Here is a 14,560-nt window from a genome sequence, read left to right as displayed (position 1 = left end):
TATTGACAATATCTTTTTTATATGTTACATTCTTTTACAAGATAAATAATAAATTTGATGACGAGAAAGAGTAGGTTTTAGTATCTGTTCAAAAGAGAGTTGACATTTGGTGAGAGTCAACGTGCAGTCTATATCCGAAAATCATCTCTGAGAAGTAAACCTGAAATATAATAAGGTTTAATGGCCGTCCACCATTACAAGGAACAGATATCAATTGGTATCTTGCTAAGTGCTATTAAAGTTAAGAATTTTAATTTTAGTGGATTTTGGGTGGTAACACGTGCATAATGCTCGTCCCTTTTATAGGGACGGGCTTTTTTTATTTTAAAAGGAGGTGGTTTAGTGGACAGTGACATTAGCGATATAATAATCAATAACAAAAAAAATAATATTTTTGGAGGAATTACGATGAATAAATTATCAAGAAAAAATTTAATGTTAGTTAGTTTAATGCTATTTTCAATGTTTTTTGGAGCTGGAAACTTAATCTTTCCCCCTGTACTTGGACAAATGTCAGGTACAAATCTTTTACTCTCGCTATCTGGCTTTCTTGCCTCTGCAGTAGGCCTACCAATCCTTGCAGTAGCTGTTGTTGCAAAAGCTGATGGCCTTCAAAATTTAGCCAGTAGGGTTAATAAACCCTTCGCACTTATTTTTACATTATTAATATATTTATCAATAGGACCATTTTTAGGCATACCACGTGCTGCTAGTTTATCTTTTGAAACAAGCATAGCACCGTTTTTAAAAGCATCAGCTGGTGGAGCTTTGCCTCTTTTTGTATATACATTATGCTTCTTTGGTTTAGCGTTTTGGCTCAGTATGACTCCTAATAAATTAATAGATCGTTTTGGCAAGGTACTAACCCCTGCTATCTTAATGCTTATATTAATAATATTTATAGGTAGTTTAGTAAAACCAATTGGTAACTTCAATGCTCCAATAGGGGATTATGGTAACTTTCCTGTATTAAAAGGATTTTTAGATGGATATATGACTATGGATGCCATTGCTGCCCTTAATTTTGGAATAGTTATTGCATTAGTTTTAAAAAAACAAGGAATTACAGATAAAAAAGCTTTAAGCTCCTACACAATAAAAGCTGGACTTATAGCTGGTCTTGTATTAACTTTAATATATTTAATGCTTGCATGCCTAGGCGCCGCTGCTCAAACTAGATTTGGCACTACTGAAAATGGAGCGCAAACATTAACAAAAGTAGTTTCTTATCTTTTTAATTCAAATGGTCTTATAATACTAGGTTTAGTTTTTGGGCTAGCTTGCCTTACAACTTCTGTTGGTCTTATAACCTCATGTAGTGAATACTTCTCAAGGATAATTCCAAAGGTTAGCTATAAGGTTTGGGTTTCTGGAATAACACTATTCAGTATGCTATTTGCAAATGTAGGTTTAACTAAAATACTAAGTATATCTGTACCTGTTTTAACAGCTATATATCCTATGGCAATAGTACTTATTGTACTTGCCTTCACCCATAACATATTTAAAGGTTATAACTCCGTATATTCTTTCAGTATGCTATTTACTGCTATTTTTAGTATATCTGATTCATTAAATCAAGTTGGACTTAAAATGTCATTTTTGAGTTCTATGCCTTTATCAAAGGAGGGGCTTGTTTGGGTAGTGCCATCCTTAGTTGGTGCTCTATTAGGATTTTTATTTAGTATAGTAAAAGATTTTTCTTTTGCCAAAGAAACTTCTTTGAATGAATAATGTTTTTCACAGTGATGTTTGTGGGATTTACTATTATAATATGAGTTTCTAAAAAAAATAGGATGATGCATTAAATGATTTTCAAAAATCATTTTGCACCATCCTATCTTTTCTACTAACATTAAAGACTATTTAATGTTACCTGCTCCTGCACTTTGTGTTCCGTAAATTGCAGGTCTCTTAGTATTTTTCTGCTTTGAAGATTTTTCTTTTTTCTGGTCGATGACTTTTTTCATTATTTCCATGTTTTTACTCATATCATTTTTCATATGTTTTACCACCCTCTTATTTATTTTTTATATGCATTACATTTTTTACATTTTTAAAAGACTTTTAACAATAAATTAATATTCACAATGAATATTTTCAAAGTATAGTTTATTCTTTTACTAATATATTATACCCTAAAAAGAGTACTTTGAGTAACTCATATAACATTTTTCATTACTATATAATTTTCTAAATGTTTAAGGTGTCTTTTGTAAAGCTGATATTAGAAATATAAATACACATTCCTACAACTATAGTAACTTTGAATTGGATTTATATAGATTTTTTCTATATAATTAAAATGTTCGCTATAAATAATTTACAATACAAGGAGAGTTACTATGAAAAAAATAATTATTTCGATTTTTTTATTAATTAGTGTTGCGACTTTTATTGGTTGTTCTAAGGGTGAAGACTCAACCGCAGCTACAGATAAGACTAAAAATCCATATGATGGTGTTACATTAAATATACCATTAGCTTATGGTGGCGCTGAAAATTCATTTGCGAAATTCACTGAAAAAACTGGAATTAAGATTGAATATGTAGAAATTTCTACAGGCGCAGAATTAGCAAAGCTTAAGGCTGAAAACGGAAAAACTAATTTAGATGTTTGGTTTGGTGGAGGTGTTGATAGCTATATTGCAGCAAGAGATTTAGGCTATTTACAATCATATATCTCTCCAGAAGCAGCAGGCATTGACACCCAGTATAAAGAAAAAAATGGTAATTATACTGGATTAGCTCTTGTCCCAATAGGCTTTGTTGTAAATAAGGATATTCTTACAAAAAAAGGATTAGAAGTTCCAAAAACATGGGAAGACCTTGCAAATCCTAAATATAAAGATGAAATCATCATGGCAGATCCCTCTATTTCAGGAACAAGTTATGCTTTGGTTAGCGGTTTAAACCAAGCATGGGGAGAAGAAAAAGGTTGGGATTATTTTTCAAGATTAAATAAGAACATTTCTTTCTTCGCAAAAGGTGGCGGAGAACCACTAGAAAAAGTTGCCGCTGGAGAATTTGCAATAGGTGTTGTCGCATTAACGGGTGGTTCTTTTAAAATGGAAAAACAAAGTCCTGTTGATGTAATTTCTCCACAAGATTTGATTCCATGGACACCTGCACCCATAGCAATATTCAAAAACACAAAAAATTTAGGAGCAGCTAAAGTATTTGTAGATTATATGCTTTCTAAAGAAGGTCAAAACGTATTAAAGGAAGCAGATGCAAGAATCATGGCAAGAGCTGATGTTGTAGTTCCAGATTTATTAAAGAAATTAGATACTAGTAAGCTTGTGAAATTAGATGTTGAAAAAATGGGTAAGACAAGAGAATCTACACTATCAAAGTGGAAAGAGATTATTGGGAATAAATAATAATAGAAAGCCCAAAGGGAGAGTTGGTTTTTCAACTCTCTCATTTGACTTTCTATTAGAAAAATTAATTTTATTCTCAATAATAGTAAGCATACTTCTGTTTATTTTATTTCCTATATTTTCTATAATTGCTACAAGTGTCTATAAAAATGGTGTTTTTTCTTTACAACAATATAAAAATTTACTTAATGAAGACAATATACAATTAATAAAAAATAGTATTTTAGTTTCAACTCTTTCATCTATATTCACAGTAATGATTGCATTTTGTATTGCACTCTATGTTTTCATCAAAAAAGGTAAAATGAAGAAACTCATTAGTTTTTCATTGATGCTTACCATGATTTCTCCACCTTTTGTATCCGCATTAGCTTTAATTATGTTATTTGGGCGAAGAGGTTTAATTACTAATGGAATATTTGGGCTTAGTGTAAATCCCTATGGCTGCCAAGGGGTTATTCTTTTACAAACAATCGGACAAATATCTTTTGCCTCAATTTTACTGATTAATACTCTTAATAGTATGGATTTAAGGCTAATATTAGCATCCAGAGATTTAGGAGCGACACCGTTACAAACATTAAAAAATGTTATAATTCCAGCTTCATCATCAGGAATAATGTCTGTATTATTCATTTTGTTCACCATGAATTTAGCAGATTTTGGAACTCCTATAATTATAGGTGGAAAATTCAAGGTTCTTGCAACCGAGGCATATATGACAATAATATCAAGTGCAAATTTAGGAAAAGCTTCAGCAATAAGTGTGCTTCTTGTTCAACCCGCAATGATTGCCTTCTATTTTTATAACAAAAATATGACTAAGGCAGATAATATGTCAGATGGAAATAAATCTTTTTCTAATAGTTCATATGAATTTGATATGCCTAAGTATTTAAAGCTTTTTTTAGCAACCATAACATCGCTTTTTTTTGTAGTTATGATTCTAAAGTATGGTAATATTTTTCTATCAACTATTTCGAATACTTCCTCTGGAAAAATCAGGTTTACAACTGCAAATTTTGAAGATTTAAAACCTGGTCAAATCAATTCCTTTACAAGAAGCATTTTGTATGGAGTAACCGCTGCAGTTCTAGCATCACTAATTGGAATCACACTATCTTATTTCACTCGAAGAAGAAAGATAGTTTATATGAAATATTTTGAATTTATATCTTCTTTGCCATATATCATTCCTGGTACTTTTTTTGGGTTAGGTTATATAGTTGCTTTTAACAATAAACCATTATTGCTGACAGATACAGCCATTATTATAATTTTGAATTTTACGTTCCGTCAAATATCTGTTTCAAATAAAGCTGCAAATGCTGCTTTTACTAAAATAGACTTAAAAATAGAAGATGCTGCGCGAGATTTAGGAGCCTCCAAAATTAAAATTTTATCAAATATTATATTTCCACTATTAAAACCAGTTTTTTAAACTAGCTTTATTATGATATTTACAACATGTATGACTACAATAGGGGCAGTTATATTTCTTATCTCTCGTGGAAAAACCCTGATAAGCACGGAGATGTTTAAAGCTATTCAAAATGGTCAATATGGATTAGGATCTGTTTTAGCAAGTTTCATGATTTTAGTAACTGTATCTATAAATCTAATTGCAATTCGTTTACTAAACAAAAATGGAGGTAAATAAATGTTTCTAGAGATAATTAATTTACAAAAATTGTACGACACTAATAATGGTGCAAAAAATATTAATTTGCAGGTTAACAAAGGTGAATTTGTAACATTACTTGGACCTTCTGGATGCGGAAAAACCACCACATTAAATATGATAGGGGGATTTTTAAAAGCAGACAGTGGAAAAATTCTTTTAGATAATATAGATATCACAAATTACCCTGCTGAAGAAAGACCTATTTCAACTGTTTTTCAGAGCTATGCCCTGTTCCCTCATATGAATGTTATTGAAAATGTTAGCTATGGAATTAGATTTTCAAGAAAAAAGAAGAAAAAAGAAGCATTAGAAATTGCAAAGCAATATCTTGAAATTGTTGGACTTTTGGGACATGAAAAAAGTAGAGTCGGTAACTTAAGCGGTGGCCAACAACAGAGAGTTGCTTTAGCTAGGGCAATGGCAACAAATCCTAAAATTCTTTTATTAGATGAACCTTTAAGCAATTTAGATGCTAATTTAAGAGTTAAACTAAGAGAAGAACTTAAAGAATTGCAAAAAAAATTAAATATAACAATGATCTTTGTAACACATGATCAAGAAGAAGCACTTTGTTTATCAGATAAAATTGTAATAATGGATAAAGGAAATATTGTACAAATCGGAACTCCTAAACAGGTATATTTTAATCCGGTAAATACATATATTTCTTCACTTATAGGAAAATCTAATATAATCAAAAAAGGTGAAAAATATATTCTTATTCGACCGGAAGATATTAATATAAAATATGGTAGCACCGCAAACTATAAAATAATTAGTAAAACCTTTATGGGTTCCCATACAGAGTACATAGTCAAAGGAGACGGAAATTCATTACAAGTTAATTTAAGTGGAATAAAAAACAGTCATTTTGAAACTGATGATAGAGTTGAACTTTTGATAAATAATGAAATAGAAATTGACCAATAATAGATGAAAATATATATAATAGAATTAGCAACATATAAGGTTACTAATTCTATTTAAAATTGTATGTAAAATTTGAAATTATAAATTGTAATATCTACTATATATTAATGTCTTCAAAGCCATTAGATTTATGTACAACAGGGCGAAAATTTCTACCTTTTACCGCTTCTATAAAATCTTGTTCATCTCTTATTGTGTTTTCAAAACGAGTAGCAAATTTGCCCAAATTTTGTATTACATGAGCATCACTTGCTCCAAAGCACCCTAAATTTAGTTCCATTGCTAAAGCATAAGCATATAGATTACCAAAAGATGTGGTACTACCATTTAATACCTCTACCCCAATGCTTTGTTCACTTACTTCTCTTATATGCTGACCTAATCCTCTATTATTATTTCTAAAAGGATGAGCACTTATAGCCACTCCTTTTACTTCATTTACCATTTCAAGTAGTTCTGATGCATTTATCATTTCCTTTGGAAGTTTCTCAAGACCAAATACTAAAACATCTCCTTGAAAGGTTAATATCTCAGCCCCCACAATGACTAAAACTCCATCTTGCTTAAAAGAAACACCTCGATCTTTTCTTAGTTCATTTGTATCATGGTCAGTAATGCAAATCCCATCTAACCCTATTTTCTTTGCCCGCTGTAATATTTCTTCTAATGAAATACTGCTATCTGCAGAATATTTACTTTCATGAACATGCGTATCAATTATCATTTTTTCTCCTTTATATTAACCTAAATTTAGTTTTTGTAAAAAATTAATAATCCTACTTTTATAATTATTTTAACACAATTATAGTTTTAGGTACTATAATATAGATTTTTTCGATACTATGAGCATTATCTATTGATAATATGCTATACCATTTAAACTCAAAAATAGCACCAAAGAAAATCTTTGGTGCTACTTTTATATACTAGGATAAATTTAGTCCTAGTTGCCCTTGTTCTATTTTTTTAAATTCAACCTGACTTCTTACTTCCATGACTACTGTCTGTTGCTTATTTCCCATAAGCTTTTTACCTAGTTATCTAAATTAACCTTTAATTCTCTAACAGTCTTTAAATCCTTGTCCAAAGAAGATAATTTATTTCTAGATTTGCACATTCTAGTTCCATATTTTCCATCTGTTAACTGCAAGTTTATGTTGGTCTACTATTTGTTTAAACAAAATTACATCTTAACAAGTAAAGGAATTTTTTTAATATTTGTATCGGTGTCATCTTTATAAGCAAGTTTTAAGAGCATAGGTGTTAAAAGAGTCGTTGTTATGACTACAATAACGACTGGAACAAAATACACTTTATCCATCAAACCAGCCACCTCACCTTTGCCCGCTATTATAAGGGCTACCTCACCTCTTGAAATCATACCAATACCAATTTTAAGAGAATCCTTATTCGTAAACCCGGTGAGTTTAGATCCTAGGCCACAACCAATAATCTTTGATAAAATTGATACTAATAGTAAAACAGCAGTAAAGCTCAAAATGTTACTGGAAATACCAGTAACATGTGTTTTTATCCCTATACTTGCAAAAAATATAGGTGATAGAAGCATATATGATAGAACCTCAAACTTACCTAATATATAATCAGATTGACCTACATTTGAAATAATAATACCAGCTAAATAAGAACCTGTTATATCTGTTATACCGAAGAATTTTTCTGATACATAGGACAATACCAAACAAAATACCATTCCATATATGGGTACTCTTCTCTTTTGTGCATATTTATTACTGAGGTGCTTAAATACATAATTAAACACAATAGCTGTAATAATTGCAAACACAAAAAATAAGAGAATTCTAACTAATACACCCTTTACACCAACAGATTCATCTGCAAAACCTAAAATGATTGTAAAAACGATTATTCCCATAACATCATCAATTACAGCAGCACCCAATATAGCTGTACCCGTTGGTGTTTTCAGTTTTCCCATTTCTCTTAAAGTCTCAACAGTTATACTCACTGAAGTTGCGGTAAGAATGACCCCAATGAAAATATTCTTTAATAATTGCATTTGAGTCATGGCACTTAATGGAGTGTCTGAAAAAGCAATAGCCACAAGAAAACCACCACCCAAAGGCAATAAAACACCCAAAAGTGCAATGACAAAAGATGCTCTCCCACATTTTTTCATTTCATTAACATCTGTTTCTAATCCTGCAATAAACATTAGACCTATAACACCCAGCTCAGCCATTTTATCAATAAATGCTGTTTCATGAACCACGTTTAAAAGTGTAGGACCAAGTATCAAGCCAGCAATTAAAGCCCCAACAACCTGTGGCATCTGAATTTTTTTAGTCAAAAGACCCAATACTTTTGTGCTGATTAAAATAATTGCCAAATCTAATAAAAAATTAATATCTAACAAGTCACTTACCTTCTTTCAAATTTAGTATTTAACTAGAAAATAGACCATCTTATGTAGGTATACGGTTACATATTAGTCTTCTTATATGGTTCTGTCAAACTAAAATTATTATATACGTATGAGGTATAAACTAAGATCAATTAATTGCATTTCCCTCCACACCTTTTACTTGAATTTATGTTATAATTAGCATAAATTTATGTGTTAGCAATCATTTTTATAAAATATATTTACGGATTATACACCAATGAAAGGGGTTAATAAATAATGAGAATGACTAAAATAATATGTACCTTAGGACCAGCAGTAGATGATGAGAATTTATTAGAAGAATTAATGCTAGGAGGTATGGATGTAGCAAGATTAAATTTTTCTCATGGTACTCATGAAGAGCAAAAGGCAAGATTGGACAGAGTAAAAAAAGTTAGAGAAAAATTAAACATCCCAGTTGCATTATTGCTTGATATTAAAGGTCCTAAAATTAGATTAGGTAAATTTGAAAACGATGAAGTAATATTACAAAATGGAAATGAGTTTGTACTTGTAAATGAAAATATTTTAGGAACAGAAGAAAAATCAACTATTACTCACAAGGATTTATATAAAGATGTTAAGGCTGGCACTATAATATTAATAAACGATGGTCTTGTAGAAATAGAAGTCCAAAAGGTGGTAGGCAAAGACATCCATTGTAAAATATTAAATGGTGGAGTTGTAAGTAATAACAAAGGAGTAAACGTTCCCGAAACTGACACACATTTGCCTGCAATAACATCGCAGGATATTGAAGATATAAAGTTTGCTATAGAAAATGAATTTGATTTTATAGCTTGTTCTTTTGTAAGAAAGGCTTCAAATGTAACTGAGATGAGGGAAATATTAAAAAGTTATGGTGGTCAGGATATAATGATAATTTCAAAGATTGAAAATAGAGAAGGGGTAAACAATTTTGATGAAATACTAAATGTTTCAGATGGTATTATGGTAGCTAGAGGGGATTTAGGGGTAGAAATACCTACAGAGGAAGTTCCAATTGTTCAAAAAATGATAATAAAAAAATGCTATCAAAGTGGTAAACCAGTAATAACCGCAACTCAAATGCTAGACTCAATGATTAAGAATCCAAGACCTACTAGAGCTGAAGCTAGCGATGTCGCAAATGCTGTATATGATGGAACCAGTGCAATTATGCTTTCAGGTGAAAGTGCTATTGGTAAATATCCTGTTGAAAGCGTAAAAACTATGGTTAGGATTTCTCAAATGGCTGAAAAGTCTATTTATTTTAGCAATAAACTCTCAATGCAATTTAACCTGGTTGAAACTGTTACCAATGCTATAAGCTATGCCACTTGTGCCATTGCACAGCAGTTAAAGGCAGCTGCAATAATTTCTGCAACTGAATCTGGACAAACCGCTAGAATGATTTCTAGATTCAGATCATATTGTCCCATAATAGCAACTACATCAAATCCAAGAGTTCAAAGACAGTTATGTATTTCCTGGGGTGTAGTTCCATTACTAGTTAAAGAAGCTTTAACTGTTGAAGAAATGTTTGAAATTGGAGTTAAAGAAGCTTTAGAAATTAAATTAGTTAAACAAGGAGATGTTGTTGTAATAACAGCTGGAGGCCCAGTAGGAACAGCTGGAACAACTAATCTATTAAAGGTCCAAACAGTGATTTAATATAGTGCCACCCACGTGGCAAGTGGCATGTTTCACTTGTACTAACACAAATTGAATCTAATTTTTTAATTTCTAATAAAAAAATACCGAGTAGATAGTTATTTTAAACTGTCTACTCGGTATTTATAATACTCTATTTAAATCATTCCTTGTTTTCTCTTTTTATTAAATCTACTTTAGTTACATACAAAGTTAAGTAACCACCTAATACAATTTTACTTGTGAGAGCATTGGATTTCCATCGTTATCTAACAATACTGTGACTCCTCCAGCATAATCTTGAATGTTAATTAAATAGTTTATTCCTGTTTTTGCATTTTCAATTATTTTACATCGCACAGCTAGCAAGTAACCTTCATTCGTTACGATTTTAAATGTTCTATTTTGACTCTTATAATTTTTACTAAACATTTCTTCCTCCTATATTTCTGTGACGTAATATTATACAAATTAGTCTTAAATATTATACCTCAAGATTTAAAACTCTTCTTAAGCATGTCCACGTTTAACAAATTTTAATCACAAGTTTCATAAGTTTCATAAATTTCATAAATTTCATAAGTTTAATTAAATTTGTTTTGCTATTAATGAAAAAGTTATGTATTGTTAATATAATGTTTGATTTATACCCTTAAATTCAAATATGATGATTACAATATACTATTGAATATTCATACAAAGGATGTGATAAAAATGAATACTACAGGACAAAAACCTGGAAAAGGCGATTATAAATGTACTACTTGTGGTGAAATAGTTCATTTAAAGCTTGATTCTGATTTTTTACCTTTATGCCCTAAATGCCGCAGAACTACCTATGAAAAATTGTAGATATCAAAATATGGAGGTGTGCAAATGGATAAAATAAAATTAGGAAGAACAAATTTAATGGTTACACGAAGTGGCTTTGGAGCATTACCTGTGCAGAGGGTTTCTTTTGAACAAGCCAAAAATATTCTACGAAAAGCTTATGATAATGGAATAAACTTCTTTGATACTGCAAGGGCATACTCTGATAGTGAAGAAAAAATAGGGTATTCCTTATCAGATGTGAGAAAGAACATCCTAATTGCTACAAAAAGCCATGCAAAGGACAGAAAAACACTACTTGAACATCTGCAAATAAGTCTTAAAAATCTAAAAACAGATTATATAGATATCCTTCAGTTACATAACCCAGATATTCTTCCAGATCCTGAAGACCCAGAAGGTCTCTATGCCGGTCTTCTTGAAGCTAAGGAAAAAGGACTTGTTCGTTTTATAGGAATTACAAATCACAAAATAAAAAATGCAATGGATGCTTCTGCTTCTGGACTATATGACACTGTACAGTTCCCTTTAAGTTCACTATCTGCTGATATTGATTTAAAGTTAATTGAGGAATGCAAAAGAAGAAATGTAGGACTTATTGCAATGAAGGCACTTTCTGGTGGTCTAATAACTAATGCAGCCTCAGCCTTTTCATTTCTAAGACAATTTGATAATGTTGTGCCTATATGGGGAATACAAAGAGAAACTGAGTTAGACCAATTTATTTCTCTTGAGAAAAACCCACCACTACTAGACAAGCCTATGTGGTCCATTATTAACAAGGATCGTGCTGAGCTTTCTGGAGATTTCTGTCGTGCTTGTGGATATTGTCTTCCATGCCCTGCTGGAATTGATATTCCTACATGTGCAAGAATATCACTTCTTCTTAGAAGAGCTCCCTATGAAGGATTCTTAGAGGATAGCTTTAAAGAAAAGATGGAACTTATAAATAATTGCATAGAATGTGGGCACTGTAAAAATAACTGTCCTTATAAACTTGATACTCCAAATCTTTTAAAAAGAGAACTGAAAAACTATAATGAGTTTTATGTGAAACATAAGAAAGCTTAACTAATTATAAAACTCTAAAGGTATAGCAAAATATTGCTATACCTTTACTAAACTCATTCATCCAAACTTTACCTTCCACAAAGATTATTTAAACTTCTTTAAAACTTGAATAAATGTTTCTGTGGGAACACTCCAAAGAATCCACCGGTATGAATAAATAGAATATTTTCACACTCTTTAAAAGTTCCCCTTTTAATTTCTTCCACCAATCCATACATGGCTTTACCCGTATACACAGGATCTAAAATAATTCCCTCTAATTTTGCAAATTCTTGAATAAAGTGAAGTTCTTCTGGCCTGCTAAGTGCATACCCTCTTCCCACATATCCATCTATAATATTAATTTCATCTTTTGAAAAATTAAACTTCACATCCAAGTATTCCATACTTTCATGTACTATTTTATAAATCTCATTTTTAAAGTGCTTCGCGTCATCACAAACGTTGACCCCATATATTTCACCAGTATACTCTAGTATTTTACTCCCTAGAAATAGCCCTGAGTGAGTTCCACCAGATCCTACTGCCATTACGATTCTATCAAAATGCACCCCTAGTTCCTTTTCCTGACAAATGATTTCCTCCAAAGCATTATAGTATCCAAATCCACCAATTCCATTGGAAGCACCTTCAGGTATAATATAAGGTTTAAATCCCTGTTTCTCTAATTTCGCCTTAATTTGCTCCATAATTTCAGCTTTATTATTTTTATATTCTTCTGGAGTAATAAAATGAATATCCGCCCCCAAAAGCTTATCTATAAACAAGTTACCATCCAATTCTGTTTCTTTATCTCCTCTTAAAACAATCACTGATTTCAATCCAAGCCTTGAAGCCACGGCTACGGTGGCTCTACAGTGATTAGATTGAATTCCTCCACAAGTAATAAGTACATCAGCTCCCTTATCAAGAGCCTCCTTTACAGAAAATTCAAGTTTTCTTATTTTATTACCTGACACTTCTGTTCCTGTTTCATCGTCTCTTTTGATATAGATATTAGGTCCACCAAGTTTTTGAGACAATCTTTCTAATTTTTCTATCTTTGTTGGTAGACTTGCAAACATTATTTTTTCTGGTATTTTAATCATTTATTTATTCCTCCTTTGAATATAATCATATTTTCAAATACACTTGTTTTATAAGCAATAACTATGCCAATGTATAAATAAAAATGCCCTACTTTTAAAAGCAGAGCAACATTTATATGCATATTTTAATTTTTCCTATTCTTCTTTCTTTAACTTCTTCTATTTTAAATGTTACATCACCATATTGAATAGTTTTGTTTTCATTTTTCTTTGGAATGCACCCCAATAGACTAACTAAAAAACCGCCTATTGTATTATAATTTTCTGACACTAAATTCAAATCTAGATTATCATTTAAATCGTCTATTGAAAGTAGTCCATCAACTATATAAGTGTTGTTATCAACTTTTCTTATATCCGGTTCGTCATAATCATATTCATCCTCAATATTTCCCATAACTTCTTCTATAAGATCTTTAGTGGTAACTATCCCTGTAAATCCACCATACTCATCTATAAGTACAGCCATATGGTTTTTAGTTTTCTTTAATTCTCTAAATAATTCATCTATATTTTTACTCTCATTAACAAGGTATGGAGAATGTAATATCTCCTTAATGTTTACATTTTCAAAACCATTTGTACGAGCCGCTATTATAAAATCTTTCATGTGGAGTACTCCTATTATATTATCAACATCACCATCATATACTGGCACTCTAGAATACTTTCCATCTAATAGTTCGTCTAAAAATTGCACAATTGGATCATTTATATCAATCAAAAACACTTCGGTTCTTGGAGTCATAACTTCTGTAGCTGATTTATCATCAAATTCGATAATATTATTTATCATTTTTTTCGCAGTTTCATTTATAGTACCGCGTTCTTGTCCCACTCCTATAAGCGATTTAATTTCTTCTTTTGATATTTCTTGTTCTATTTTCTTACTGCTAAGGCCAGTAATCTTAACTAATAAATTAGTAGATGCTGAAAGTAACCAAATGAAAGGAACAACTAATTTAGATATATAAAGAATAGGAACTACTGAAAACATTGCAATAGCTTCTGATTTTTGCTGCGCTATTCGTTTTGGAAACAATTCACCAAACACAAGCATTACATAAGTTAATCCAATTATTATTAACACTAAAGCAGTTTGCCTACTATAAGGTATATTTAAACTATTTAAAATTCCTGCAAAACTATTAGATATACCCGTAGCGGTAGTAGCAATAGCAAAAAACCCAACAACTGTAATTACAATTTGAATAGTTGATAAAAATTTTGTTGGTTCCTCGATAAGTTTTGCTAATATCTGGGCTTTTCTATTACCTTCCTGCGCAAGCTGTTTAATTTTATTTTTGTTTAATGATACTAATGCCATTTCTGCTGATGCAAAGAATGCATTAATCAGTATCAAAAAACCAATTAGTAAAAATTGCGCCATTATATTGTTGGGCGCGGGGTCTGGGCTTGAATCCATTAATAATTCCTCCTCTTAAATAAAAAAACTTTATATTATATATTATATCACTAAATGTGATTGTTTTATTAATATTATGAAAATTAT

The 14,560-nt window shown here is 30.9% G+C and carries 14 protein-coding genes and 1 other annotated feature; of the genes, 8 read left to right on the top strand and 6 right to left on the bottom strand.

What is annotated here, in order from left to right; translation table 11 throughout:
* The first annotated feature begins 48 nt into the window (after window positions 1-48).
* Window positions 49-302 (top strand) — a binding site (T-box leader).
* Between the two features lie 106 nt (window positions 303-408).
* Window positions 409-1,734, top strand: a complete 1,326-nt coding sequence (brnQ, locus tag ACREVU_RS10335; RefSeq protein ID WP_431551550.1) for a branched-chain amino acid transport system II carrier protein — start codon at window positions 409-411, stop codon at window positions 1,732-1,734.
* A 128-nt stretch (window positions 1,735-1,862) separates the two neighbouring features.
* On the opposite strand, the gene ACREVU_RS10330 is transcribed toward brnQ, so the two are convergent.
* Window positions 1,863-2,003, bottom strand: coding sequence for a hypothetical protein (locus ACREVU_RS10330; RefSeq protein ID WP_431551514.1), 141 nt, complete (start codon window positions 2,001-2,003; stop codon window positions 1,863-1,865).
* A gap of 342 nt (window positions 2,004-2,345) precedes the next feature.
* Here ACREVU_RS10330 and ACREVU_RS10325 point away from each other — a divergent pair, with 342 nt between their 5' ends.
* Genes ACREVU_RS10325 through ACREVU_RS10310 form a run of 4 tightly spaced genes read left to right on the top strand, consistent with a single transcriptional unit; the run spans window position 2,346 to window position 5,997 of the window.
* Window positions 2,346-3,383 carry an ABC transporter substrate-binding protein gene (locus ACREVU_RS10325; RefSeq protein ID WP_431551513.1) on the top strand — a complete coding sequence of 346 codons (1,038 nt, stop codon included), beginning with the start codon at window positions 2,346-2,348 and terminating at the stop codon, window positions 3,381-3,383.
* Window positions 3,313-4,824: an ABC transporter permease gene (locus ACREVU_RS10320; RefSeq protein WP_431551512.1), complete on the top strand. Its 1,512-nt coding sequence runs from the start codon at window positions 3,313-3,315 to the stop codon at window positions 4,822-4,824. The genes ACREVU_RS10325 and ACREVU_RS10320 overlap by 71 nt, the downstream gene beginning before the upstream one ends.
* 30 nt (window positions 4,825-4,854) lie before the next feature.
* Window positions 4,855-5,043: a hypothetical protein gene (locus ACREVU_RS10315; protein WP_431551511.1), complete on the top strand. Its 189-nt coding sequence runs from the start codon at window positions 4,855-4,857 to the stop codon at window positions 5,041-5,043.
* Window positions 5,044-5,997 carry an ABC transporter ATP-binding protein gene (locus tag ACREVU_RS10310; protein WP_431551510.1) on the top strand — a complete coding sequence of 318 codons (954 nt, stop codon included), beginning with the start codon at window positions 5,044-5,046 and terminating at the stop codon, window positions 5,995-5,997.
* A 97-nt stretch (window positions 5,998-6,094) separates the two neighbouring features.
* Here the strand turns inward: ACREVU_RS10310 and ACREVU_RS10305 are convergent, their stop codons facing one another.
* Entirely contained in the window at window positions 6,095-6,721 is a 627-nt protein-coding gene (locus tag ACREVU_RS10305) for a PHP-associated domain-containing protein (RefSeq protein ID WP_431551509.1), read from the bottom strand.
* Between the two features lie 459 nt (window positions 6,722-7,180).
* Entirely contained in the window at window positions 7,181-8,395 is a 1,215-nt protein-coding gene (locus tag ACREVU_RS10300) for a cation:proton antiporter (protein ID WP_431551508.1), read from the bottom strand.
* A 267-nt stretch (window positions 8,396-8,662) separates the two neighbouring features.
* Between ACREVU_RS10300 and pyk the strand changes: the two genes are divergently transcribed.
* Complete coding sequence (gene pyk, locus ACREVU_RS10295) at window positions 8,663-10,078, top strand: pyruvate kinase (protein ID WP_431551507.1); 1,416 nt, start codon at window positions 8,663-8,665, stop codon at window positions 10,076-10,078.
* A gap of 204 nt (window positions 10,079-10,282) precedes the next feature.
* On the opposite strand, the gene ACREVU_RS10290 is transcribed toward pyk, so the two are convergent.
* Window positions 10,283-10,489 carry a DUF6440 family protein gene (locus ACREVU_RS10290; RefSeq protein ID WP_431551506.1) on the bottom strand — a complete coding sequence of 69 codons (207 nt, stop codon included), beginning with the start codon at window positions 10,487-10,489 and terminating at the stop codon, window positions 10,283-10,285.
* Window positions 10,490-10,771: 282 nt separating this feature from the next.
* On the opposite strand from ACREVU_RS10290, the gene ACREVU_RS10285 reads away from it, so the two are divergent.
* On the top strand, window positions 10,772-10,909 hold the full coding sequence (locus ACREVU_RS10285; protein WP_431551505.1) for a zinc ribbon-containing protein: 138 nt from the start codon (window positions 10,772-10,774) through the stop codon (window positions 10,907-10,909).
* A gap of 24 nt (window positions 10,910-10,933) precedes the next feature.
* Window positions 10,934-11,959 carry an aldo/keto reductase gene (locus ACREVU_RS10280; protein ID WP_431551504.1) on the top strand — a complete coding sequence of 342 codons (1,026 nt, stop codon included), beginning with the start codon at window positions 10,934-10,936 and terminating at the stop codon, window positions 11,957-11,959.
* A gap of 98 nt (window positions 11,960-12,057) precedes the next feature.
* Here the strand turns inward: ACREVU_RS10280 and ACREVU_RS10275 are convergent, their stop codons facing one another.
* Window positions 12,058-13,047 (bottom strand): D-cysteine desulfhydrase family protein, encoded by a 990-nt coding sequence (locus tag ACREVU_RS10275; RefSeq protein ID WP_431551503.1) that lies wholly within the window; start codon window positions 13,045-13,047, stop codon window positions 12,058-12,060.
* Between the two features lie 112 nt (window positions 13,048-13,159).
* On the bottom strand, window positions 13,160-14,473 hold the full coding sequence (locus ACREVU_RS10270; RefSeq protein WP_431551502.1) for a hemolysin family protein: 1,314 nt from the start codon (window positions 14,471-14,473) through the stop codon (window positions 13,160-13,162).
* Window positions 14,474-14,560 lie beyond the last annotated feature (87 nt).

This window comes from Clostridium sp., assembly GCF_050717535.1.
Taxonomy (GTDB): Bacteria; Bacillota; Clostridia; order Clostridiales; family Clostridiaceae; genus Clostridium_AD.
The sequence above is the reverse complement of the archived record's forward strand: the minus strand, read 5'-3'. Positions and strand labels throughout refer to the sequence as shown.

Coding starts and splice junctions, on each gene's coding strand:
- brnQ (WP_431551550.1), top strand. CDS start 409: ATGAATAAATTATCAAGAAAAAATTTAATGTTAGTTAGTTTAATGCTA.
- ACREVU_RS10330 (WP_431551514.1), bottom strand. CDS start 2,003: ATGAAAAATGATATGAGTAAAAACATGGAAATAATGAAAAAAGTCATC.
- ACREVU_RS10325 (WP_431551513.1), top strand. CDS start 2,346: ATGAAAAAAATAATTATTTCGATTTTTTTATTAATTAGTGTTGCGACT.
- ACREVU_RS10320 (WP_431551512.1), top strand. CDS start 3,313: ATGTTGAAAAAATGGGTAAGACAAGAGAATCTACACTATCAAAGTGGA.
- ACREVU_RS10315 (WP_431551511.1), top strand. CDS start 4,855: ATGACTACAATAGGGGCAGTTATATTTCTTATCTCTCGTGGAAAAACC.
- ACREVU_RS10310 (WP_431551510.1), top strand. CDS start 5,044: ATGTTTCTAGAGATAATTAATTTACAAAAATTGTACGACACTAATAAT.
- ACREVU_RS10305 (WP_431551509.1), bottom strand. CDS start 6,721: ATGATAATTGATACGCATGTTCATGAAAGTAAATATTCTGCAGATAGC.
- pyk (WP_431551507.1), top strand. CDS start 8,663: ATGAGAATGACTAAAATAATATGTACCTTAGGACCAGCAGTAGATGAT.
- ACREVU_RS10290 (WP_431551506.1), bottom strand. CDS start 10,489: ATGTTTAGTAAAAATTATAAGAGTCAAAATAGAACATTTAAAATCGTA.
- ACREVU_RS10285 (WP_431551505.1), top strand. CDS start 10,772: ATGAATACTACAGGACAAAAACCTGGAAAAGGCGATTATAAATGTACT.
- ACREVU_RS10280 (WP_431551504.1), top strand. CDS start 10,934: ATGGATAAAATAAAATTAGGAAGAACAAATTTAATGGTTACACGAAGT.
- ACREVU_RS10275 (WP_431551503.1), bottom strand. CDS start 13,047: ATGATTAAAATACCAGAAAAAATAATGTTTGCAAGTCTACCAACAAAG.
- ACREVU_RS10270 (WP_431551502.1), bottom strand. CDS start 14,473: ATGGATTCAAGCCCAGACCCCGCGCCCAACAATATAATGGCGCAATTT.